The organism is Mycoplasma sp. 1012 (genome assembly GCF_054343455.1).
This window is the reverse complement of sequence record NZ_JBTGVG010000005.1, coordinates 1-26,302: the sequence shown is the minus strand read 5'-3', so window position 1 is coordinate 26,302 and position 26,302 is coordinate 1. Positions and strand designations below refer to the sequence as shown.

The following is a 26,302-nucleotide window of genomic DNA, read 5'->3' as shown; positions in this document are numbered from 1 at the left end:
TTATTTAAGTCCAAGTTCTTTGTCAGTTGGAATATTTAAATTTGAACCAACATAACTAAATATTTCAGGACTTTGGTTTAAATATTCACCATTAATTATTCTTATAACTGAATTGACTGTATCTGCTAAAGGAACATATGCTCCAGGTTCTTTTGTAAAGTGTTCAGTCATAAAGAAGTTTTGTGAAAAGAAGTTTTCTAATTGTAATGCTTTTTTAACAATTTTCTTACTTTCGTCATCAAGTTCATCAAATCCTAAAATTAAAATAACATCTTCTAAATCTTTATAGGTTTTTAAAATTCTTTTTGCTTCTACTATTGCATTAAAGTGAGCTTCTCCTATAATTTTAGCATCAACTGAATTTGATGAACTAGCAAGTGGATCAAAAGCAGGGAAGATGTTTTTTGCTGTTTGTGCTCTCGAAAGCACTAAATTACCATCTAAGTGGTTAAATACAGCAACAGCAGAAGGATCACTTATATCATCCATTGGTAAGAATACTGTTTGAAATGATGTAATCCCTGCATTTTCATTTTTAAATAAACGTTCTTGAACGTGAGCAACATCACTTTCAAGAGTAGATTGGTAACCACCAACTGATGGTTTTTTCCCAAGTGAAGCACTAACTTCGTTTTCTGCTTGCACAAAACGATAAATGTTATCTATAAATAATAAAACATCTTTTTTCTCTACATCTCTTAAGTATTCTGCAGCTGTTATTCCAATTGGCACAATTGACATCCTTGCACCTGGAGATTCATTCATCTTAGAAATATACATTGATGAATTTTGCATTAAATTGGAACTTTCTAGTTCGTTAAATAACTCAATTGCTTCTCTAGAACGTTCTCCAGAACCGATGAAAATGTTGGAAGTTGATTCACTATTTTTATTAACATTAAAAATGATTTCTTTCATTAAAACTGTTTTTCCAACTCCAGCTCCACCAAAAATCCCAAGTTTATAACCTTTAATAATTGGCATAAAGAAGTCGATAGCTTTAATTCCTGTTTCAATGATTTCAATTTTGGAATCAAGCACCCTTTCTTTATTAATAGTTGAATTCATTTCTACATATAAAGGATTTGTTTCACGGTCAGTTAATAAAGGTTTTCCATCAAAACTATAAATGTTGTTTTGAGCCAAAGAACTAACTGGAACCATAAAACTTTTTCCTGTATTAACAACAGTTTCTCCAAGGGAAATTTCTTTAGATAAATAAATGATAATTGCTCTTACTACTTTATTATTAACAAGTCTTTTAACTAATAAATATGTTTTGCCATCGTGTAAAGTTAAAATTGTGTTTAAAGTTGGTAGATTACCTTCTAAAAATTCAATTTCTACTACATCTGTTCAAAATTTAATTATTTTTCCATTCATAATTATCTATCTCCTGTTAATTCTAAAAGTGTATTCATTTCTTGTTCGCTAAAGTCAATAAATTTATGCTCTACTTCTATTTCTCAATTTAATTTTAATTTTTTAGCATATTGTAATAAAGCATATGAGAAGTAACTTTTGGTAATATTTTCATCATAAGGTTCGTTGTTAATAATTTTTTCAAAAATTTCTTTTGCATCTGGATTAGCATCAATTAGCACGTTTAAGAAGGTCATTGCTTTTTGTTCTTCTTTAATTCCTTTAAGAGTTCCTCATAAAATTAGTTTGGACATTAATAGAACAAATCTGTGTGAATAAAGTGAATAACCTCTTTGCATAAACATTTTATCAATCATTTTTCCTTTATATAAAAGGTTTGTGGTTTCTTTATTAAATTCATAATCAAGCATTGCTAATTTTAAATGTCTTTTATAAGCACGGAAAATCTTACCTATTTCTCCTGCTACTTTTGTAATTGTTCTTGATTGCACTGAACTACCTGTTCTGGATACAGATAAATCAATATCAATAGCTGGTAATCTACCACTACTAAATAAATCTGCACTTGTTACTAATTGACCATCAGTGATGGAAATTACATTAGATGAAATTAAACTTGTAATATCTCCATCTACTGTTTTTAAAATAGGTAATGCTGTAATTGTTTGACGTCCAACAAAAGAACCTGCTCTTTCGAGTAATGATGAGTGAGCAAAGAAAATATCTCCTGGCATCGCTTCTTTTCCAACTGGTTTATCAGTTAATAAAGCAATTTCTCTAATGATATTAGCATGTTTTGTTAAATCATCAAAGACAATTAAAACATCATCATATTGTGAAATGTTTTCAGCGTGAGCCATTCCAATGTAAGGTGCTAAATATTGTTGATAAGCACTTGTTGAAGGTGCATCAATAATAATAGTGTTGTCTAAAGCATCATATTCTTTTAAAGTTTCATAAAGTCTAGAAATATCTTCTCTTTTTTGTCCAATGGCAACATAAACACATTTAACATTGTTTTTTGCTTGGTTAATCATTGTATTAACAACAAGATGGGTTTTTCCTGTTTGACGATCTCCAATAATTAATTGTCTTTGTCCTTTTCCAATTGGAATAAGTAAATCGACAGAAATAATTCCAGTATAAAGTTGTTCATTTAAAGTTTTTACTGTCATTAAATTATGGGCATCACCAAAAATTTTGCTCTTTCTTGAAAAAGAGTTTCCTTCAATTTTTCTTTTGGAAGGAAAAATTTCGTTTCCGTGAATATCTAAAATTTTTCCAAAATGAGAATAAGAAGTTTCGATTTCGTTTTCAATTTTTACTTCTACAATTTCTTGACCTATTTTAAGTTTTTCTAAAACATTATTATCAACTAATAAAAATGCTCTAGTATCTGTAGCACTTACAACCATCATTCTTGCTTCTGGAAATTCTTCTGTTGTAAAATTTTGTCTTTGTTTATATTCATAATCACCAGTTACTTCAACTATATAATCAAAAATAGCTGTAATTATTGGGTTTTTCTTTTGCATGTTATATTCCTCCTATAGTTCCAAATAAAATTAATGCAAGAGCAAATACGATAACAATAGTTGATAAAATAATTATTGCAATATTTGCTTTTAAAGTTGATTTATTACCTTTAGTTTTTGAATTTAATTGGTTTGCACTTGCAAGAGCAACTGCTCCTAATCCTGCTGTACCTAAAATAGTTCCTATTACTGTTAAAAATAAGTTTTGTGATTTAAATTCTTGTTGTAATAATTTGTTAGCATTTGTATATTCGCTATTAAAGTTTTTAGAGTTTTCTTCTTTATTTTTCTCATCTGTTTCTGGTTTTTCGTCTTTTAAGAAACTTTTGACGATGTTAAATTGTTTTGCTATTTTACTTAGTAAAGCTAAATATTCTTCATATCACTTAATGGTATTAAAAGTTTTAGCTCCTGCGTGTTTTTTAATAACAGAAATGTCTTTTCTCATATTTTCAAAAAGTTTATTGATAATATCTGTATTGGCGTGATATTTTTGGAATTTATCATTAACTTTTTTTAGTAGTTCTGGTTGATTTTTTAATAACTGTTCGTATCTTAATAACTCTTTTTCGTAACCTTCAGGAAGAATTGAATAAAATTCTCTAAACTGAATTCTTGAAGTTTTAAGTGAAGAAATTAATTGTACATCTAGTAAATTAAGTCCATCTTCAATTACTGAAGCATTATTTAAATTGTTACTTTTATTTAACTCAACACTAATTGGTGAAAGGATTTGTGATTGTTTATCAACAAAAGTTTTATTGTAATATAACTCTTGTGTAACAACATTAATCATTGTGAGTAACCTTGTTTTTAATTGATTACTTTCTAGGGCATCTACATCAATTTTTTCATCTAATTGTAGTGATTTATAAAGATTAACAAATATATTTCTTACTGATTTAACATATTCTTCATAAATTTTTTGAAAACCTTTATTTTTAGGTATTGTAATAAAGGTTTTATATAACCTTATGTATTCTGGTTTTACTAAGTCTTGAATTCTAATCGTTGCAATATAATTATCACTATTAGTATCTTTTTCTATTGCAATAACTTTATATTCAAAACGAGTATTGATTGGATTATTGAAGAAGAAGTAATTTTCACTAATTGGTTCTGCTTCAAATTCTGATGATATCTCTTCTGCAGTTTTATCTAAATTTTTAGTTAACACTTCAGGACCAAGAATTGGGAGTTTTTCAATATATTCTTTTGGATTATATGGTTTAACATCTACAATTTGGTCGCTTGGTTGTGAATCTACATCGTCAATTGTTGGGATTTCTGGAATAGAATTATCTGTTTGTTCTTTTTGTTTTTGATCTTCTTGCTGTTCATCATCTGTTTTATTTTGATCCAAATCAAAAGCAGTAAATCTATTTTCGTATTTGCTTTTAAAATAATCATCTCAAGTTGTAAAACCTTCTGGTGGTTTTGCAACAAGAGCACTTACTGTACTTCCATCACCTTTAGAAATAGTTTCTGGAGTAAATTCAATATCAGGAATGTCTTTTTCATTATAAAAGACATCTGTTATTCTTTCTTTTAAAGAATCATTATATTTTTTTAGATAATTATTTACTTCTGTACTTGTGTAAAAGTTAGATTCTTCTTTTTCAGCTTGTTGTTTTCCTTTTGTTCCTATTGCTTTAGTATAACTTGTATTGTCTGATGTTTCGTTAAAAATTACATTATCATATGTTTTTCCTTCAAAAGTTACTGTTCCACGTTTAAAATTGTCTTTTTGTGAAAAAACATTTGGGAAAGTTACATTTAACTTATTTCCATTAGGATCAGAAGCCATTTTTTCTTTATTTGCTTCAAGAAAATTTTTAAGAGTTTCTAAATAGTAGTTTTTCTTAGCTTTATCTTCAAAAGAAATTTTTTCATCCACTTTTAGTTTATTTTGCTCATCTGCTAAATTCTTAATAGCGATATCGACAGCTGTTTGTAGTCCGGTTTTAATTGCATCTTTAGCTATTTTAGCAAAAGTATCAAATTGTGGACTTTTTTGTTTTTTTGCAGCTGGTTTTTCTTTATCATTTGCTGTGCCATTTGTGCTTGAAGTTCCTGAATTAGGTTCAGGATCAGCACTTGCAAAAAAAGCAGCTGGAGTGATAACTAAAGGTAAGGCAAAAGTTGCTAATAATTTGTGTTTATCTTTATTATTCTTTTTCATTTTCACTTACCTTTCTTAAATTTATTTCTTTTATCACTTCTGCTTTATATAAAGTAAATATTAATTCTTTTTCTTTTATTGTGTTATCTAAATTAAAACTTAACTTATTCATTGATTTTGTAAAATCTAGTTCTTTTTTTAGATCTTTTATTAAGGAATTATCGTTATTTTTTGCAGTTGCTAATTTGAAAACTTCTTGTTCATTCAAAGAGTTAATAATTATTTCATTTTTTAAAATAATGAAATTTGCATTTTTTAAAAAAAGATATTTATCAGCTTTTGATTTTTCCTTTATTTTTATGAGAATTTGTTCAAAACAAGCAAGCGATTTTTTTTCAATTTCACTTCATTTAAATTCGTCTTTAAAATACAATTCTAAAGAACTATTTCAAACTTTCAAAATGGAATTATCAATAAAATTAATAGTAATGCTATATAAATTAGAATTAGTTTTCATTGCTTTCTCCTTTATTAAATACAGAGAAATTACCGTTATTTTTAGTTAGCATTATAATTTCTTCAATTTCATTTTCTCTTTTGATTTTGATAATTTTTCTTTTTGTAAATTTGATTTCTTTTTCTAAATCTTTTAGGATTTTATTAACTCTTACTAAGTTTAATTTAGCACTATAAAATAGTGATTCGATAATTAAAGATTGCACTACATTTTCAATATAAATATCAATACTATTTTGCACATATTCAGCAACATTTGGATAAATATTGAAATCAAATAAATCTTTTGGAAGATTTTTTTCATTTGTATTAATTAACTTATGCATTTCAAAATTTTCAATTGGTAAAATTGTGAAATAACTTTTGTAATTCTTATTTGAGTTTAAAACAAAATTCACTTTTTTGTATTTTTCTTGTTCATAGAGAAATTTAATTAAAGTGGAAATTGTTCTAATTTTTGTTGTGTCTTCAAGATCAAAACTTTTTAAAATGTTTAGATTATTACTTTTTAAAAATTCTTCTGCTTTTTTTCCAATAGCAAGAAAATCAATTTTTTTGGTTTTAGCATTTGCTAAAATCATTTTTTCATATCTAGAATAAGAGTCAGTAGAGTATTTTTGCTCTTCTTTTAAATAAATTCATAATTCTTTTTCTTTGATTATAGTATTTGAAAAAAGTCCTTTAATGGTTGATTTGAACTTGTTTTTTCCATTATCAATGATAAAAGGATTTTGAATGTTATATTTATCATTTAAATGTCTGATTGATTCTCTTGTTAAAAAGGCATTATCTATATAAAATTTAAGTTTTTGATTCAGTTTTACTATGGTTATTAATAGAATATTTTTCTCGCTGTTAGCTTTTAAATTAATTTTTTCTAAATTGTTCTTTTTTTGAACTATTTTTTTTAAATGCATATTATTTTGCTATTTGATTTGTGTAATCTTTTTTAAAAACTAATTTCATCTCTTTAGAATAAGAAGAAAAATAAATTATTATTCCAGGTAAAACTTCAACATAGAAATTTCTTTCCATTAAGCTATTAATTTCGTTGTTTAATTTGGTTAAAAAGTTTTCTTTAACTAAATTTTCATCATATCTTAAATCAAAGTGTTCAGTGTTTGAACTTATTTCTTTTACTAATATTGGAACAAGAAATTTTGGACTGAATTTTTTGTTTAAACCAAAAGAAATAATAAAATCTAAATAAACTAAATCATATTTTTTTACTAAAGCTTTAGTATAAATTGATTTATATTCTTTTATAACATCACTTTCAAAACTCAATCCTGTGCTAAGTAAAACTGATGACATCAATCTTGAATATGAAATAAATTTTTCAGAAGCTTCTATTTCTTTGTATTTTTGTTCTAAATCATAGAAAGGAAATAATAAAGCTTCTTGTTCTTTACTCAATTTGTTCTTTGGTTTTTTACTAAATAGTTTTTTCATTATTTACTCCCTTTCTTTTTAGGTGATTTATTGTGTTTTAAGATTTTTACTAATGTGATTCCAGAATCAATAAGTAGGCTAATTAAAAATGTTGATAAAATGGTAATTATAAAGATAATTAGAATTTCATTCATAGTAAAATCAATATTAAATGATGATAAAGCGTAATTTTGTCTTTCAATTAAAATAGTGTTTAGTGATGAAACAAAAAGTAATAAACTAATTGCTCCTAAAAAAACAAATGTTAATAAAATCATATAAAAACTTGTATTTTTAATGTAAATTAAATAAAAAAGTGAAATGATTGTCGAAATCACAACAGAAATTATTAAGATAATTGAATTAATAAGTAATTCTGTAGAAAATCTTGTTGCAATCATAACCGATATTCAAATTAAAAGTTGTACTACAACAAAATAAAATGATGGGTTAATTTTGCCTTTTGGTTTCAAGAAAGAAACAAAATTAGATGCAAAGTAAAGACTTGTAAATATTAAAATAAAGATAATTTGTACAATTAAAGCAATATAACTATTTTGCTTACTTGCAGAAATAACATCAGTATTTTTTTGTGTTGTAATTAAGATAAAGACAAATCAAATTATTAATGCAACTGCTGAACTTAAAAAGAGAATAATTTGACTTTTAAAATATAAATGGTTATATTCTCTTTTCAATAAAAACTGAATTTTTGGAAAGTTCATTCCTATTAATAAGATTGTTATAGTTAAAATAATAGCAATCATATAAATAATATTTAAGGATGTTTTAACTGAAAACAATTGTTCCATAAATAAATAAATTTGACTTTTATCTAAAATTAGCGCTGGTAAATCATTTTGTTGCTTTTCGATTAATAATCAAAAAATTGAGATATATCCAGCTACAAATAAAATTTGTGCGATTGTGGAAACAATAATTGAAGAAAGTTTATTATTACCAATTTTGTTTTTATTTTTCTTTGTAAAGTAAAAATAAAAGTAATTTGCTATATTTAAAATTGTAAGTGGAATTAATATAAATGTTAATCAAAAATGTTGATATACATTATTATCTGGTACATATTTATCTAAATTTGCATATGGATTAAAAACAAAAAATAATACAAAAGCTGCAATTGAAAATAAATAATAAAGAATGTACCAAGGAATATAAATTTTTATCAATTCTTTATGAAAAACTAAGTTTATATAGTTTTTTATAATCGAATAGAACAAGACAAAGAATAATAAAGAAACTTTTGATATTATTAAAAAATTATATTGTCTTGCAATTTGTAAAGAATTAAATGATAAAAAGTAATCTGCTCTTTCTGCTCTACCTAAAATTGTTGTATTATAGAATATTAAAATTAATAATAATCCAACAAAAATAGAACCTACTAAAGAATATTTCAGAACATCAAATAATCAATTATTTTTTGGTTTTGTTTTATATCTATTAATTATTTTCTGATTCTGTTGCTGTTGAACTGTTATCAAAAGTAAATCCCTCCTCTACGTGATCTAAACCTTGTGGGAACAAGTTGGTTTTGAAGTTTGTATCACTTCCATAAAGTTTTTTCATTTCTTCTCTGTATGATTTTTGTTGATCTTTTCCACCACCATAGATTAAGTCATATTGTGGTAAATGATATGCTTTATCCCCTGTTCCATAAGCACCTTTAAAATCATATCCTTCAGATCTAAAAGCTGCTGCTAATCCTGTTTTTGCTCCACTATTTGCTCCGTGGAATACAGCAACAAGTTCATTTTTGTCATTTCTAACAGATGAACCTGATGCTCCACCATAAGGAACATAATGTCTTGGACTATAAGCCAATCCTGAAGCTACTCATTGTTTTTTTTCTGAATCAGTGTATAAATCTTTTCCAAGTCTAGTTGCACTTATGAATTCATCAACTACTCCTGGTTTATCTGTAAATGTTCTATATCCAACTGAATAAGAAAGGTAATTTCCTTTTTTTGCTTTTTCACTGTCATTTGTTGTTACAGAGCCTTTTGGAAATAATTCACTATCTGCATTTACTCATAAACTAAAATCTCTTTTTCTACTTTTTATTTGATCTTCATCTTCATATTCTTTTAAGTAAAAATCTTGAAGAGCTAATGGATAACCTAAAATGTATAGACTATCACCTTTGTATTTTTCTAAATCTTGTTTTAATAAAGGAAAATCGATTTGTTTATAATCTTTTAGATATGATTTTTTTAAGAATTTTATATGATCTTCTTTTTTGTCTGCATAGTCATTTGTAAATAATTTTGCAAATTCTGATTTATCGTTAAATAAAGAATTGATTTTTGCTGAATCATATGATTTATTTCCGTATGTAATAGAAGAACCGTTTTGACCAACTGTTTGCTGTAGTTTTTCAAAATCCAATTCAATTACAGCAAAATCAATAAATTCTTTTTTATCTTTAAAAGTATTTTTTTGTGCATCTATTAAGTAGTCAGAAGGATCTTTTTTAAGAAAATCTTTACCTGAAAATACTACTTTAATAGGTCAATTATTTTTATTTGTAAGATCTAAAGGGAAACCAAAGCTTGTAAAGTTTTCATCAAATCCAAGTAATTTAAACACTGTTTGAATTCCTGTATCAGGATTTAAACGAGAAAAACTAATAGATGCTGTTTTATTAGTTAAAGCATCTGCAACGTGCACATTTGTTCCAAAATATCATTTTGTTGGATATTTGTTATCATCTTTTTTCTGAAAGTCCATAATTCACATAGTCCCAGAAGTTGGATGGAACACTTTTGCATCTTTTTCATCTTGATTATTAAAAGTTACATGGAATGTTTGTAAAGCAATTTTCTTATACATTTCGTTTGGTAAGTATCTTGGAATACCTACTATTTGATAAGGATCTCTTTTTGCTGCATCTAATCATGAAGGACCTTTAGTTACTTCTGGTTTATCATATATATCTAAACCTTTATATTCACCTTTATCATCATATGAAGGAAGTGTAAATCCTTTCATTAAAGAGTTGTCATAAGTATCGATTTTTGCTTCTTTTGCTTTTGCATCAAATTCTTTTTTCTTTTCTTCTGTTATTTTTAACTCTGGTCTATAATTCGCAGCATCAAAGTTGCCTGCACCTTGAGTTAATTGTAATTTTAGTGTTTTAACATATTCTTCGTTATCAATATTAAATCTTTCTTCTTGATTTGAAGTAACATATTTTTTCAAGAAAGTTACATTATCTGTTTTTTGTAAGTTAGTTGGAATTGAACCATCAGAACCAGCATTGTAAGGATTGCTTGCAAAACCATCAACCACCACTTCTTTAGTATATTTGATTTTAGGGTCGCTTTTTAGAGTGAATTCAAATACTATTGTTCCTTTACCAGTTCTATTGGAAATAGATAAACCTTCTTTATCTCTTTCTACTTTAAAGTTAGTTATAGAAGCAGATACTTTATCAGAATCTTTTCCACTTATTGTGAATTTAACATCTTCAAGAAAATCGTGTAAATCTGTAAAATATACATTTTTTCTGTCAGTTTTTGGGGGATTTTGTGTAAAAGATGTATATTGTATATTAACAGAATCAGCTACTGATTTTAAAAAAGTATTTTTTCTTTCTTCTGTATCTAATGGTAAATTATCATTTCCTCCGTTATTATCGCCAGGATTTGGTTTGCTTGTGTCATTACATGAAATGAATGCAAAAGAACTTATTCCTATTAATAATAAAGGCATAAAAATTTTTCTTTTTTTCATTTTGTCCTTCTTTCTTAGTTAAATTCAAAGTTTTCTGAACTTGAATATGCTACTCTTTTTCCGATATTTTGCATTTGTTTATAAAGCATTGTGTCATGTTCTCCAACATAAATTGTTGTATTGCTATTAAAGTTTCCATCGCTTCAATCTAAAAGAGTATTAAGGTTTCTTACTCCTTCTGGTGTTAATGAATTTACTCCATTTTTAGAAACAATTTTGATTTTAGATGTCTGACTTCCGTTAGAAAAACCAATTTTGCTTCTTGGCATTTGTGGTAATGTTTGATCTAAAATGTCAGCTCATTGTGCATTATTCAATTCATCAGCATCAATTTCAAAAGTATCACTATTGTTAAAAAACTTAATTCTTTTGAGTTTTCTAACTCCATTAGAAGAGTTGTGAATATCATAGAAGCGCATTCCACGCAATGATTTAATTGATGGTTCTCTACTAAAATCTAAACCAAGAGGATAACTGTTACCACCTTCATTGTGATCAGCATCAAATCCTGGACCAAAACTTCCTTGGAAAATCCCTTCATTATTTCTTACAAAATATGCCATTCTTAAACCATCATTAATTCTTGTTAAGTCTTTATAAACTGTTGGATTACTTCCTAAATCAGATTCTTCAAAAGATAGTGTATCAAATACGATTCTAGAAAATACTTTTACTCCATAACCATATTCTCTACTTACATTATAATCTAAAGTATTAACAAAAGCAACATTTCTTAAAGCTAAAGGATTAATACTTCATGAATCTGAATGCACATTTTTAGTTGTGTATAAAGATAATTCATCAATTTTTTTATTTTCTAAAGCAATAAGTGCTGATGTGTTATTTGTTTCAAAATATAACTCAAGTTGTGGCAAGTTATCTGGCAATGCTTTAAAAATATCATAAAATCTTTGGTTTGCATCTTTTGTTCCGATATTTTTAATTTTATAAGATGTTATTTCTAAACCGTTTTCTTTTGCTTGTCTTATAAATCCAAGAGTTTTAGCATAACCTTTGTTGTTGGATGCATCGATTTCTACTACTAAACCTTTATTTCTTTTTCCTTGAATAGGTTCATCTCTGGTGAGTTCACTAATTGTAAAACCATCACTTCTTGAAACGTTATAACTTGTGAATCGATAGTCTGATGTAACATCTCTTTTAGTTCATCCTGGATAAACTCCTTTTTGTACATCTTCTGGAGATCTACTTCATTGACTAGAATAACCAAATACTCTTTTCTCTGAATTATCTCTTTTTCTTGTTGCAACCACTCCATTTATTAAAGGTTCAAAAGAGTATGAATTTATTTCACCATTTGCATCGATATAAACATTTCTATTTTCTGGTTCAATAACATATCCTTTTCCAAGCATTGTTTCTACTGCTTGTGATGTTTTGGTGAATTTGTTTGGATCAATGTAAGAAATTATTCTTGCATATCTTTCGTTTTTATCTTTTAAAGCTTTTAATTCTGGGTATTTTTGTTTTCCTTCATCTGTTAAAAACTCCCTAACTTTATCACCATTTTCAATTAATCTTGAAAACTTATCAAAAAGCACTTTATAATAGTCTTCATTTAACTCTATATACCTTGAAATGCTAAACATATCAGAGTTTGGAGTTCTAAGTGAATCTCTTTCTTCTTGATTAAAAGTTCTTGTTAATGCTTTAATTGCACTTTTAGTATTTGCTGCTCTTATTTCATCTGTAACTTCTATTGAATTAATTTTGGGGGTTATATTAGCAACATAAGGAACTCTATTAGTAATTTTTTTAGCAACATCATCAGAATGAAGAATTCTTTCTCTTGGTCTCGTAACGTGAGCAACAATATCAGTATTCTCAAAATGAAGAATTTCAATATTTTTATCCTGTGGTTTTGGTTGAACTGGCTCCGGTTGTGGTGTTTCTACGGGTTTTTCCACTGGTTTTGGTTGCACAACTGGTTCTTCAATTACTACCGGTTGAACAGGTTCGGGTTTTGGGGGTTCTACAGGTTGTTCTGGCTGTTTTGGTTCTTCAGGAACAATTGCAGGCGGTTTTTGTGGTTCCTCTTTTGGTGTTTCAGGAGTAACCTTATTATCAACGTTGATATCAATTATCTTTGGATTTTCCGGTTCAGGATCATCTGGGGTTATTGGTTCAGGTTCTGGTTCAGGTTCTTTTTCTGGGGGTGGAGGTGGAGTTTGTTTTGGTGGTGAAACCAAAATTTTTTCTTCCGGTTTTTCGCTTGCGGGTGGTTTTAAAGGTTCTTCTGGTTCTTTTGGATTTTCACTAATAGTTATTTCTGGTTTTTTCTCCGGTTTTTTTATTTGTTTGACTTTTTGGTTGTTATCTCTATGAGAAAATAAACCATCTTTAAAATCTAAATTGGTTCCTGTATTAATAGAAATAATGTTGTCTTTTAATAATTTAGATCTTTCGGTTGAATTTGCAGAATCAGTAGTTGCTGCAAAATAGATACCCGCTCCTGTAACAGGTATTGTAATAGAAGTGGTTAAAATAGCAATTGTTTTTTTAACTTTGCTTTGTTTTAAAAAATTTCTCATTTTTACCCCCTAAATATGAAAAATGTTTTAATTTTATATTTTGATTATACTCCTATTTTTTTTTTTTTGTTAAAAAAGATAAAAATAAACAAAAATTCCTTTTTTTATAACTTTTTAAATCTTTTCGAAAAACAAAAATCTTTCCTATAAAAAGAAAGATTTTGTATTATTAATATGTAAATTCAGTAATCTTGTCGTTTTCAACAATTACGAATTTATCTCCTTTATTTGCACCATATGGTTTTAAAGCTTCTTTTGCTTTAGATGGGTTATTTTTGATTTCTTTAAATAATTTAATTGAATCTAATGATGTAAACACTGAAGAAGTAACTCCAAATCCACCAATCATTTTTTCATTATCTAAAATACCAATAATTGCTGTATTTGGTCTAAATTTAGCAACCATTTTTAATAGTTCCCCTGTTCTTGATAAAACAATTGCATATCTAATGTCTTTTTCTGCTGTTAAATGTGCAAGTTTATGAGCAATTTCTGCTCTTTTACCTGAAGAAGCTTTAGCAATAGTAGCTAATTGAACTCTATAGAATAATTTATTATAAAATTCTTTTTCAGCTCTTTTATTAATAGTTGACATAACTTGAACTGATTCTAATGGGTAGTTACCTTGTGCTGATTCCCCTGATAACATAGTAGCATCAGCTCCAAGTTCAGTTGCTCAATAAACGTCTGTTACTTCTGCTCTTGTAGGTTGTGGTGAATTTTCCATTGAATCTAACATTTGTGTAGCAACAATAACTGGTTTACCAGCTAATCTACATTTTCTAATAATATTTTTTTCGTGATATGGAACATCTTGATAAGGAATTTCTAAACCTAAATCTCCTCTAGCAATCATAATTCCATCTGATTCAGCAATGATTTCATCAATTCTTTCAATACCTACGTGTGATTCAATTTTTGAAATAATTTGAATGTGAGAACCACCATTATCATTTAATAATTTTCTCAATTCTTGTACGTTTGCTGCTGAGTTAACAAAAGATGCTGCTATGTAGTTTACACCTTTTTCAATACCAAATTTAACATCATTTATATCTTTTTCAGCTAAGAATGGTAATGAAAATTCAACACCTGGTAAATTAATTCTTTTATTTGATTTTAATTTGTGAGTGTTAACCATTTTAACAACAACTCTTCCTGGTTTAACAGTTTTAACAACTGATTGCAGTTTACCATCATCAAATAGAACTCTGTCACCTGCTTTTAAATCTTTATCCATTTCATATGAAACAGAAAATTGTTTTGCAGTTCCTTCAAAGTTTTTAAAATCATTTGCATTTGTTAAAATTGTTACTTCTGAATTCGCCTCAATAACTTGAGCTCCATCTTTCATTTTTCCAACTCTAATTTCTGGACCTTTTGTATCAAGTAAAATAGAAACTGGAATGTTTAACTCTTTAGTTATTTTTTTAGCATTTTCAAATTTTGCATTTTGTTCTTCAAAATCACCATGTGAAAAGTTTGCTCTAATTGTAGTAACTCCATTTTCAACAAGTTTTTTTAATAATTTATAGTCCTGAGTAGAAGGACCGATTGTAGCGATCAATTTTGATCTTTTATCTGTAATACTCATTTTTCTCCCTTGATTAAATTAAAACATCTTCTACATTTTACTATTTTTTTATTATTTTTATAAAAAATAAACTTTTTTATTCGTTGTAAATTTCAATAGAAATTAAAGAAAAATGATCATTTAAATTAAAAAAGTTAAAAAAGAATTGAAAAATTTCTGTTTTTTGATTTTTTATATTTTTTTAATTTAAGTCTGTTTTAATGAAAAAAGTGCAAAAAAACCGCTTTTTAAAGCGGTTTCTTCGCTTAGATAGAGAATTTTTAAATATCTCTAAATACCCGCACCTTGGCGGCTTTTTCCAATACATAATAATTGTAACATATTTTTACAAAAAATTTAAAATTTGTTTTATTTTTTTATCAAATAAACTATTAAAAGTAGTTTGAAGACCATTTTTGGTAATAAAAATATCAAATCTATATGGTAAACCGAATAAATTTTTTATTTTAAGTAAATATTTTAAATCAGAATAAAAAATGATTTTATTTATTTTTTTAAAATTTTTTAAAAATTCATCTTCTAGTTCTAATAAATAAAAATATTGTAAATTTTTTTGGTGAGCAATATGGTTTCTTAATTTTTGCAAAAAATTAAAAAATGCAGTTATTTTTGCCATTGATCAATTTTTAGGAAAAATTAAATTTATAAAATTATTATTTTTTCCAAATTCGCTTACTATTTTAAATAAAGAAATTAAAGTTCCTAATTCAAATTTTTCTATATCTCTTCAAATATAATTGCAATCTTTATATTTTTTTATTTTTTCCATTAAAAATTTAAATTCCTTTATTTCAAATGCTTTTTGTTGTAGTTTATATAATAAATTTTTCTTTTCTTTTTTTTGTAGATTTAATTTATGTAATATATTGTTTATACATATATTATTATTTAAACATTTATAATTAAGTTCAAATATTTCATTTTTACCATCAATAAAATATAAAAATTTATTTGTTTTAGTGTGATATTTAAAATAAATTTTTTTTCTTTCGTTTTCACTTATAATAAATTCAAAATTTTCTTTTGGCTTATAATTTTGCAAAAATATTTTTCAATTTTCGTCAACTTTTAATTTTTTTTCATCTTTATATATCTTCATACACATTGCTATATAATTGCTAATTTGACTTTTCAATTTTCCTTCTATTTCAAGAATTTTTTTAAATAATAAAATAGAAATTTTTTTATTATTTTCATTAATTTCTTTTAATAAATTAAATGAAAAATCTTCATAATATATATGTTTTTTCATTTTTGAATTAATAAATAATTGTTTAAAAATATTGTTTTTACTAATTTTATTTATAGATAAATTTTCTTTTCATTCATTTAAATTAAAATCTTCTGTTTTCTTTGCAAAAGCAATTTTATAAGGTGTTATAAATTGAATATAATTATTACTTTTTAAATACTCTTCAGCTGCCGTTTCATCTTCAATTTGCATTTTCTTTTCTTTTTTTAACCTTTGAACTTGTTGGTAGAAAGTTAAAAATACTTTTCTATTTGTTTCATTCATAATTTAATTATATTACTTTTAAATTTGTTTATTAAAAATCAGAAGCATAAACTTCTGATAAAAATAATATTTATATTTAGAATTAATTATTATTTAAAAGTTTAATATGAATTGTATTTTTATTAATTACTTCATTTTTAATTTCATTATTAGAGTTTGCACCTAAATAAATTGGTTTGATACCTAGTGCTATATCTAAAAAATTATTAAGACCATAAGATATTTTCTTCACATTTACAATTTCATATTCAAAATAATCTCTTGTTACAAGAGGATTATAAGTATCTTTTAAAATATTATAGCTATCATTTAAAAATCTAATTAAATTAGTTTTTTGCTCTAAATAAAGTAATTTTTCTTTGGAACTGCTTTTTTGATTAATTTCTTCTAGCATTTGATCAGCAGTTTCTTGTGTTGTGGATTTTATTCCATATCTTGCATTCATATTTTTATATTCACTTGAAGAAAATAATTGTGATTGCAATGATAAATAAGCAAATAAATCTTTAGAATTTTTATTTGTATATTGATTATAACCAGAAACTCATAATGGGGTTACTTGATTTGTATATTTATCTTCTGGTGAATGTTGATTAAATCAAAACATTAACTTATATTGCATCATCCCAAGTGGTGCATAACCAGTAGTTTTGTGTGGTTGATAAACATCTTCATCATCTTTATACTTTACAAAATATACTTTAAATTTATTTGTATCATAACTTGTAAGTACTTTATCAATATCTAAAAATTCAGCTAATTTTTGGTCATTTAGTTCAATAATAATTGAAGGTTTACCAAATGAAGAATCTAAATCATCTCTATTATTATATTTAGGATCGCTAAATGCTTCATCAAATTCTTTGGTTGATTTTCTTGAACCTTCTTTTGAAATTGATACTAAAGAATCAAATAAGTTTGTATTAGTTTTATTTTTATTAATTCAAGTTTGTGAATATAAATTACTTATATTTAATGTTTTGGATTTTGACTGTTCTGTACCACTTACTAATTTAAAAGTTAAGGTTAAAGTTCCATTTAATTCATCTTGGTTACTAAAACTATTTTCATCAAACTCAAAAGTGATATTATCATCGAATTTATTGATAGAAAGATTTGATAAATCAAAGAATTTAAATAAATTTTTTTCTTTTAATAATTCTGCTTTAATACCAGAAGCTCATCAATGTTTTTTTAACTCTAGATTTCGAATTTGATCGAAAAAACTATTTAATTGATCACTAGTTAATTGATTTTTATTTAATTTTGTTTCAATTGTTCTAAAAGAGTTGTTATCAACTTGATTAATGTGAATATTTCCTATTCCTAATATTTTATATGATGCTCCAAAATCTAAATTAGAGCTAAAAACATCTAATTGATTTGTTTGCTTATTTCATTGACTTTGTAAATTTATATAACTATTTGTTGAACCATTTTTTTCTACCACAACAATAGGATTTTGTTTAAAAATAAAGGAATTTTCTTTATTATCAGTATTTAAAGATAAACTGATTTTATGTTCATAGCTATGTTTATCAAATAAATAATTTATAGAATTAATTATATTATTTTTATTTTTTTCAATTTCTACTTGCACTTCATTTGTACCTTTATTGGCAGCAGAAATAAAAATAGGTTTATTATTTAAAGTAACTTTAGAAACTTTAAAATGTCCGCTTGGCATTTGAGCTAAATTTAATGTTCCAGCATAATTATTATTAGTTTTAGTTAAAGGTAAAACTCATAAACCACCATAATCACTTTCTATTGTTGCTTGAACATTTTCATTGCTTTGCTCTGTTAAATCTAATGATATATTTAAATTATTATTACTACTATTTAAATTAACATTTTGATATTTAATCCTATTAATGTGTGTATCAATTGTAAATTCTTTTCCTTCTTTTAAAGTAAAATCTACAGTACCATAGTTATCACTTTCAACTTCTTTTACTAATTGAAAAGACTTTAATAAATAATTTTTATTAGGACGTAATTCATAATATAATGAATCACCATCAGATTCTGGATCTTCACTTAATGGAATTCTAACATTATCAAGAGTTAATTGAGTTTTACTATTGTCTTTAAATGTAGATGTAAAATAAAGTTTTGTATCTTCGTTTGTTTCTTGATCTCTTAAAGTTGCAACAAAAAAATATTGTTGTCTTTTAAGTGGAAACATATCAGTTATTCCAAAATTTAATGAAAGTATATCTGAAAGATTTTCATTAATTTTATCTTCAATTTTATAATCAAGATTATTTAAAATTACAGGTCTTGTTCACTCTTTCGTTGTAAAGTTATATTCATTATTTCTAGAAGGTAAAGTTAATGCATGCCCATTTAACATAACATTAGAAAGTGTATATGTTGTATGAAAATCTAAATTGTCTACATTAATTTCCACAAAATTATTATCTAGATTATAATCATTTGATTTAGTTGAATTTCCATTAATAAATTCTAAGTCAAATTCATGATGATTAGAATCTACTAACTCATGTTCACTAAATTCAATTCTAATAGTTGCTGATGTTTCAGTTATATTTTTAAATATTACATTACTTACTGTAAAAGTATCTTCACTAACATCTTTTGATGTATTAAAACTTATTTTATTTTCTTCATTTAAAATGGCATTTTCATTATTTAAAATAAGTTCATTTAATTTATAATTTGTTTGTGGATTTAGATTTTCAAGAGTTAATAATAAATGATTATTTGCTAAATGTTTGAAATTTGATGTTGCTATTGTTGTTGTGGAATTTACTAAAAATTTTGCAGATAAATGACTTAATTCTTCATTAGTTAACTCTTTATTTAAAGTTAACTCAAGAACTGCAAAATTTTTACTTTTCGAAACTAATTTAACACTTTCTAGCATTAATTCATTTGTTGTAGTTCTAAAGCTTCTATTAGTTGACTTAATGTTTAAATCTTTATTATTATATTTAATTTTATTAATAGTATATACAGTATTTGGATTTAAATTATCTAAATGAAAATTATAGGAATTTGTTTGGGAATTAAAAGTAACTAAAATTGATTTATTATAATCACTTACTTCAACATTAAAAAGAGAAAGTTCAATATTTTCATTATTATTTAAATTAAAAGAAATATCTAAACTATTGTTTGAAATGTTAGTTGCTTCTAAAGTTTCTACTTCATAAATTTTCTGTTCTGCTGCTTTTTTAGTTGTAAAATTAAAATCTCTATTAACAGTTTCAAGTATTTCATCATTGAATTTGATATTATAAAATTTATATAAAGTTTGAGAACTTAAATTTCAAAGTTCAAAAGTTATAATAGTTTTATTATCTTTTTTTTCTAAATTTGAAGCAACAAAATCTATATCATTAAAAATGATTTTAAATTTTTCTTTATTAACAAATTTAGAATCATTAGAATTTATTGTTGCTTGAATTTTAGCATTTGTTTCATTTAATTCTAGTAATGAAATAGTTACATTTTCTGTATTTTTCTGTATATTTGATAAGTTATTTGATTTTTTTAAACCAAAAATAAGTCCTAATGAAGTTGCTGTTACTACTGTAGCAGCACCACCTAATATTATTAAAATTTTTTGTATCTTTTTATTTTTCATAAACACCTTTCTAAATACTTAAAATTTAAATTTTTAATTCTTACTTTATTATTATAAAACAATTTTATTTGGATCATTAATTTTTATTAAGATAACTAATTAAATATTAAAAATTATTGTTTGAAAATTTTTCTATATTAACTATTCAAAACTACAAAAATATATGTAATTATTTTTTAAAATTAACTTATTTTTTTAAAATGCTTAAAATGACAGCAAATTTCTTAATTATCCTAACACTTGAGAACAGGACTTATTAGGAAATTTAGGATTCTTTTATTCAGGATTAAATGGAAAAACTAAAGAAGATTTTGGGATTGGTGATTATAAATATATTGATTATTTAAATATATTTAATAATACGTTTGTAGATTTATCTGAATTAAAGAAAATAAAAAAAGATGACAAGCAAAATTTAGTACAAAAAGGTGATATATTTTTTACTATTTCATCTGAAATACCAGAAGAAGTAGCTATGTCATCAGTTTTGAATGAAAATACAGAAAAAACCTATTTAAACAGTTTTTGTACCGGTTTTAGATTGAATGAAAAAAATCGATTTTCTTTTGAATTTCTTGCTTATTTTTTTAGAAGTAAAAATTTTAGAAATAAATCATTAACTCTTGCTCAAGGAATTTCAAGATTTAACATAAGTAAAAACAGTTTAAAAAACATTGTTATTGAATTTCCAAATCAATTAAAAGAACAAACGAAAATAGCTAATTTATTTAGTTCTTTGGAAATGATCCTTTCACTTCACAAGCGTAAGTTTATTTTATTAGAAAACATTATACAATCATTACTGGATAAGATGTTTCCATCTCAAAATTCTATAATTTTCCCTTTAAAATTTGAAAAAGTGACTCACGCTTGAGAACAGGAAGTTTTTGAGAATTTATACGAAAAATCTTCAGAAAAAAATAATTTAAAGTTTGGTTTAAGTCATTTTATTTCCGTTGCGTCAAGCACTTATAAAACAGATATTAAAATTGATAATTTACAAACTATTTCTAATTACAATGTTTTTAGAAAAGGTGATATTGCTTTTGAAGGTCATACTAATTCAAAATATCCTTTTGGTAGATTTGTTGAAAATACAGTAGGAAACGGAATAATTTCAAATATATTTAGTGTTTTTAGACCAAAAACAAAATATGATTTAGAATACTGGAAATATGCAATAAATAATAATTCTATAATGTTAAAAGCTTTAAAAAATTCTTCAAAATCAGGAATTATGATGAATTCTTTAGATATTAAGGAATTAAATAGACAAATTATTGTTTTTCCTTCTTTAAGTGAGCAAACAAAAATAGCAAATTTGTTAGAAACCATCGATTCTGTCCTTTCACTTCACAAGCGTAAGTTTTAGAAATGAAAAAATTTTTATTTTAAGCTAATTTTTTATTTTTATAAAAAGCAAAAGTAAAATAATTTTATAAAGTAAAATACTAATTTTCTTTCAGGCGTGGGTGAAAAAGGGGAAAAATGAAGAAAAAATCAGATATTTTACTTTATAAATACTTTCAAAATTGAATATATGTATATAAAAAGGATTCAATTAGAAAAGTGAGTTTTAAAAAATATGAGTTAACATTAGATTGAATCATAAAGTTAGTTCCAAATTTAAAGTTAAATGAATTAGATAGATATGAATATCAAAAATTATTAAACGAATATGCTTTAACTCATGAAAAACAAACAACAATGGATTTCCATCATCATCTTAAAAGTTGCTTACTTGATGCATTGGATGATGGTTATTTAGAAACAGATCCAACTAGAAAAGTAGTTATTAAAGGAAAAGCACCTAGAGAAAAAAGACAAAAATATTTAAATCAATTTCAATTGCAATTGCTTTTAAAAACACTTAAATTAGACTCTAAATTAAACATGGATTGATTAATATTATTAATCGCTAAAACAGGTTTAAGATTTTCTGAAGCTATTGCGGTTACGCCTAAAGATTTTGATTTTGTTAAACAAACATTAAATGTTTCTAAAACTTGAAATTACAAAGAACATGGTGGCTTTTTACCAACCAAAAATAAGTCTTCAATTAGAAAAGTACAACTTGATTGAATGACTACTTCACAATTTGCTGGAATTATTAAAGATTTAGATCCAGATAAACCAATTTTTATATTTAAAGAAAAAATTTATAACTCAACAATAAATGATATTTTAATAAGAAGGTGCAAAAAAGCTAATGTGCCTCCAATTACAGTTCATGCCTTAAGACATACCCATGCATCAATTTTATTGTATGCTGGAGTATCTATCGCTTCCGTAGCAAGAAGATTAGGGCATGCAAGTATGAATACAACTGAAAGAATATATTTACACATAATTAATGAATTAGAAAATAAAGATATTGACTTAGTAATGAGATCAATATCTAGCTTAATTTAAACATAAGTTCACCCACGCAAAAAACACCCATTTTTTTGGGTGTTTTAATTTATTTTTTTGTTTTTGAGATCTTCTTTAAATTGTTTGTAGATTATATACAATTTACAGTCTTTATTTTTAGAAAGAATGTATTCTTTTAAAGACTGTTCATCTTTTATGATTTTTAGATACTTTTCTATAGTATCGATTCTTCCATTTTCTTTTCAACGACTTTCTTCTAAATCTCAAAGTTCATCAAAGACTTTGCTAATGTTTTCATCTTGATCAATAAGATAGGTTGCTTTAAATTTAGATTTATCATCATTAAGTTCTTTATTTTTTAAGAAATTTAAATATTGTTTTAAACCACCAAATTGTGAGTAAATTTCTTCAATTATAGTTTTACCATCACTAATATCTGCATCAATTTGCAGAAGAAGTTTTCTTGTATCTGCATCAACTTGTGCCAGTTTTTGATGAAATTCTTTTTCACTTCACTCGTTTATAGGTGCTTTTAATTCTGCAACTTTCCCTTTATATGTAAAGTGAACTTCAAAGAAATGAATGTCAATCATCTGAGTGTTTAAAGTTCTTTCTGACATTCAATCTAAATCAAAATCACTTATTGTTTCATCTATTTCGTCTTTTTCTTTATTGTCTCTAAGAGCATTTAAATCGATTTCCTTAAATCTTAATTTAAGTTTATTAATATCTTCTTCATTAAAGACATTTGAAAGTTCTTTATAAGGTTCTTTTCTTAAAAGTGATAAAGAAGTAAGTGTTTTTTCTAGTTTAGTAAAATTACCAACAAATCTTTTTTGTTGTTCCTTAAGAATGTGGTTTTCAGATTTAGGATCATATTTTGGCACTTCTTCAAAGTTTGGATAATTTCAGTTATTAAAGATAACTTCAATTTCTTGATAATATTTTTGAGCATTACTTATTAGTATTTTACTTGAATCTGCTTCAATATCAACATTATTAACTCCTGAATAAATCTCAAGCGCTCTTTGAAGATTAGATTTCATGGTTCCAGGTTCTCTGTAAAAATAGATAGAACCAAATGGTTTATCATTTGCATTTTCTAGTCTATTTGTTCTAGACATTGATTGAATTAAATGTTCATTTTCCTGTATTTTATCGAAAAAAACGGTGTTAATATACTTGGAATCATATCCTGTTAGCATTTGATTTACAACAATCAATAAATCAAGAATTACTGTTGGATATTTATTTCCTTCTATAATTTGTCTTTCTTTAAAAATTTTAGAAATTACACTTTTGAAGTTTTCATCAAGATTAGCAGTGGTTACTTTTGGATTATCTTTAAAATCTTGTTCAAAAGTATCATAAATATTTTTAATTTCTTCTAGTTTAGAAAAGTTTTTTGCTTCTTCTTCTGAAACAGCATCGATATTTTTGTCAAATAAAGCAGTTACATTAAAGTTTGCTAATTCCGGAACTGATTTTTTAGCTTCTTGGAATAATTTAAAATATTTGATAGCGTCATCGATTTTTTTAGTAGCTAAAATCGCACTATATCTTCTGTTATTACTTGTACTAATTCAGTGTTCCAAAATATCTTTAACTACTACTTTTTTAAAATTATCATTATCGTAGTAATCGTTGTTTTTTAATCATCTTTCAATTTTAATAATATCTTCTGGAATACTTAAATTATTTTTTTGATTTAATAAATTATAAATTTCTAAATCACTTGAGTTGAATCTTCCTTGATTTGCCCAAGTAGAAAGTTTATATTTTATTTTTGTACTATCAACTTCAATTTCTTCACCATAATGATTACATTGAATTTTATAAAAATATTCTAAAAGCATATTTTCAAAATTTATATAATTATTACTAAATCTTAAAACATTTCCATCTTCTAAACCATTAATAATGGTGTATTTATGAAGTAATGGTCCAAATACTTGTTCGGTAGTTAATTCATTTTTTTGATTAACTCAGTGAATTGGAGTTCCTGTAAATCCAATGAAAATAGCATTTTCAAATTGACTTTGAATCTTATTCATCATTTGACCATAGCTACTTCTATGTGCTTCATCAAAAATTAAAGCAATTTTTTCTTCTGGCTTGAAGTAATTTTTTCTTAATTGAGATAGTTTTTGAATAGAAGTAATAAAAATTGTTTTAAATAAACCGCTGTTTCTTGCTGTTTCTTTTAATTTTTCTTCTAGATCTTTAATTCCATAAGTATTTATAATTTTGATTTTATCTTTATTTGTTTTTGAAAATTCACTAAACTCTGTAAAACTCTGTTCATTTAAATCGATTCTATCAACTACAAAAACAACAGTAGAAACCATTTCTCTTTTTAAAAGTAGACTTGCTGTTTGAAAACTTGTTAAAGTTTTACCAGAACCTGTTGTATGTCAAATAAATCCACATTTATTTTCGTTTTTGTATTTAATTTCATTGATCTTATCAAGAATTGCTTTAATAGCATAAAATTGATAACTTCTAGTGATTAATAATTTATTGTCTTTAATTATTGTTCCGTTAGAAATTAAGTTATGTGCTTCTGGGATTTTGAAAAATAAGTTAATTATTTTATCAATATCATTAACTATTTGATTATCTTTATTTTTTCAATATCTAAAGTCTTTAATGTTGAAATTGCTAAAATCATCAACAATTGAAGTATATTCCATATTATTTGGAGTTAGTGCTACAAGCACTTGTACAAATTTAAGTAATCCTGTGGAAAATACCCCATTTTTCCCGTATTGAATTAATTGCTTTTTAGCATCTTCAATACCAATATTTGCTGTTTTTAACTCTAAACAAAATAGTGGTAAACCATTTATTAATAGTAAAACATCAATTCTTCTTTCTCTTTGAGCAGAAACAGAAACTTGTCTTGCTGTTTGATAAATAGTATTTCCTGCTTTTATTTCTGTATTACTAAATATTTTTAAATAAATCAAACCTTTTTTATCTTCTGCACTTAAATTTGGATTTGTTCTTTGAAAAGGGATTGACTCACCTTGAAGTAAACTATGAATTTCAACAACTTTATTTGCTGAATTAAAGATTTTTGCTTTAATTTCTTCAAATTCTTCATCATCTAAAGGCACATTATTAAGAGTTGCTTTATTAAGTTCAAAAAGAATATTTCTTCAGTTTTGTTCTAATTCTTTTTCACTAATTCCATCAAGTGTATCGCTTATCTGTGAATTTTCAATACTTTGATTTTTTCAACCATAGTTTTTTAACTTAATTAATAAAGATTTTTCAAATTCTAATTCTTTGTGTTCCATTAAACAAACATCCTTTCTAAGAGTTTTTCTTTTATTTTTTCTAATGCTGTTAACTTACGCTTGTGAAGTGAAAGGAGAGAGTCTATTAAAGTAAAAAGTTTACCTACTAAAATATTTTCTTTATTTTCTTTTGATTTAAAAATTATTTCTGAATTAACAATTTCTGAACTTAAATTAGGCTGTGTTCCGGTAGATAAAACTTTATTTCAATGTTTTTTGAAATTTTTATAAGTTAAATTATAGAAGTAAAAATCTAATAAATCTTTTTCTTTTAAAATAATACTAAAAATTGCTTGACTAGTTGCTAAATTTACTTTATTTATAGTGATTTTACCTATAGACGCATAAATTGATAAGTTTAAAGAATCTTTAGGAACTAATCATGCACTTGAGTTATTAATACCATCTTCAGAAATATGTTTTTCTGTTTCAGTTAAATATTTTTCAGAATTTGTTATATCTTTAATAGTTAAAAAAGGAATTTTACCATTATAAAATTTTTTATTTGTAGTTAAAGGAGTTCCTCCTGTCTTTCCAAAAGTATATAAATTCTCCAAAATGTCCTGTTCTCAAGCGTGAGTAAATTCTTTGAATCTTATACTTGGAATGTTT

Annotated in this window: 16 protein-coding genes; 2 read left to right on the top strand and 14 right to left on the bottom strand. The window is 25.0% G+C overall.

Annotated elements, in window-relative coordinates; all coding sequences use genetic code 4:
• From ACXX89_RS01230 to ACXX89_RS01175, 12 genes are all read right to left on the bottom strand, one after another.
• On the bottom strand, positions 1-1,383 hold the full coding sequence (locus ACXX89_RS01230; RefSeq protein ID WP_458557360.1) for an MSC_0618 family F1-like ATPase beta subunit: 1,383 nt from the start codon (positions 1,381-1,383) through the stop codon (positions 1-3).
• A gap of 2 nt (positions 1,384-1,385) precedes the next feature.
• A complete protein-coding gene (locus ACXX89_RS01225) occupies positions 1,386-2,918 on the bottom strand; it encodes an MSC_0619 family F1-like ATPase alpha subunit (protein ID WP_436358380.1) in 1,533 nt (510 codons plus the stop codon).
• Between the two features lies 1 nt (position 2,919).
• Positions 2,920-5,100 carry an MSC_0620 family F1-like ATPase-associated subunit gene (locus ACXX89_RS01220; protein ID WP_436358381.1) on the bottom strand — a complete coding sequence of 727 codons (2,181 nt, stop codon included), beginning with the start codon at positions 5,098-5,100 and terminating at the stop codon, positions 2,920-2,922.
• Positions 5,087-5,557 carry an MSC_0621 family F1-like ATPase epsilon subunit gene (locus tag ACXX89_RS01215; protein WP_436358382.1) on the bottom strand — a complete coding sequence of 157 codons (471 nt, stop codon included), beginning with the start codon at positions 5,555-5,557 and terminating at the stop codon, positions 5,087-5,089. Before ACXX89_RS01215 ends, ACXX89_RS01220 begins: the two co-directional genes overlap by 14 nt.
• Complete coding sequence (locus ACXX89_RS01210) at positions 5,547-6,473, bottom strand: MSC_0622 family F1-like ATPase gamma subunit (RefSeq protein WP_436358383.1); 927 nt, start codon at positions 6,471-6,473, stop codon at positions 5,547-5,549. The genes ACXX89_RS01215 and ACXX89_RS01210 overlap by 11 nt, the downstream gene beginning before the upstream one ends.
• Position 6,474: 1 nt before the next feature.
• On the bottom strand, positions 6,475-7,008 hold the full coding sequence (locus ACXX89_RS01205) for an MSC_0623 family F1-like ATPase-associated protein (protein WP_436358384.1): 534 nt from the start codon (positions 7,006-7,008) through the stop codon (positions 6,475-6,477).
• Complete coding sequence (locus ACXX89_RS01200; RefSeq protein ID WP_458557359.1) at positions 7,008-8,489, bottom strand: MSC_0624 family F1-like ATPase-associated membrane protein; 1,482 nt, start codon at positions 8,487-8,489, stop codon at positions 7,008-7,010. The genes ACXX89_RS01205 and ACXX89_RS01200 overlap by 1 nt, the downstream gene beginning before the upstream one ends.
• Positions 8,449-10,740, bottom strand: a complete 2,292-nt coding sequence (gene mip, locus ACXX89_RS01195; protein ID WP_458557358.1) for an Ig-specific serine endopeptidase MIP — start codon at positions 10,738-10,740, stop codon at positions 8,449-8,451. Before mip ends, ACXX89_RS01200 begins: the two co-directional genes overlap by 41 nt.
• Before the next feature lie 14 nt (positions 10,741-10,754).
• Positions 10,755-13,292, bottom strand: coding sequence for a putative immunoglobulin-blocking virulence protein (locus tag ACXX89_RS01190; protein WP_458557357.1), 2,538 nt, complete (start codon positions 13,290-13,292; stop codon positions 10,755-10,757).
• A 169-nt stretch (positions 13,293-13,461) separates the two neighbouring features.
• The gene (gene pyk, locus ACXX89_RS01185; protein WP_436358388.1) at positions 13,462-14,886 is read right to left on the bottom strand and encodes a pyruvate kinase; all 1,425 of its coding nucleotides are present in this window, start codon (positions 14,884-14,886) and stop codon (positions 13,462-13,464) included.
• 325 nt (positions 14,887-15,211) lie between these two features.
• A complete protein-coding gene (locus ACXX89_RS01180; RefSeq protein ID WP_458557356.1) occupies positions 15,212-16,402 on the bottom strand; it encodes a hypothetical protein in 1,191 nt (396 codons plus the stop codon).
• A gap of 82 nt (positions 16,403-16,484) precedes the next feature.
• The gene (locus ACXX89_RS01175; RefSeq protein WP_458557355.1) at positions 16,485-20,015 is read right to left on the bottom strand and encodes a hypothetical protein; all 3,531 of its coding nucleotides are present in this window, start codon (positions 20,013-20,015) and stop codon (positions 16,485-16,487) included.
• A gap of 253 nt (positions 20,016-20,268) precedes the next feature.
• On the opposite strand from ACXX89_RS01175, the gene ACXX89_RS01170 reads away from it, so the two are divergent.
• On the top strand, positions 20,269-21,387 hold the full coding sequence (locus ACXX89_RS01170; RefSeq protein ID WP_458557376.1) for a restriction endonuclease subunit S: 1,119 nt from the start codon (positions 20,269-20,271) through the stop codon (positions 21,385-21,387).
• A gap of 116 nt (positions 21,388-21,503) precedes the next feature.
• Entirely contained in the window at positions 21,504-22,427 is a 924-nt protein-coding gene (locus ACXX89_RS01165) for a site-specific integrase (protein WP_458557354.1), read from the top strand.
• Positions 22,428-22,471: 44 nt separating this feature from the next.
• Here ACXX89_RS01165 and ACXX89_RS01160 read toward each other — a convergent pair whose 3' ends face one another.
• On the bottom strand, positions 22,472-25,690 hold the full coding sequence (locus tag ACXX89_RS01160; protein WP_458557353.1) for a DEAD/DEAH box helicase family protein: 3,219 nt from the start codon (positions 25,688-25,690) through the stop codon (positions 22,472-22,474).
• Positions 25,690-26,302 (bottom strand): restriction endonuclease subunit S (locus tag ACXX89_RS01155; RefSeq protein WP_458557352.1); only part of this gene is annotated, 613 nt, incomplete at its 5' end. The genes ACXX89_RS01160 and ACXX89_RS01155, both read right to left, overlap by 1 nt.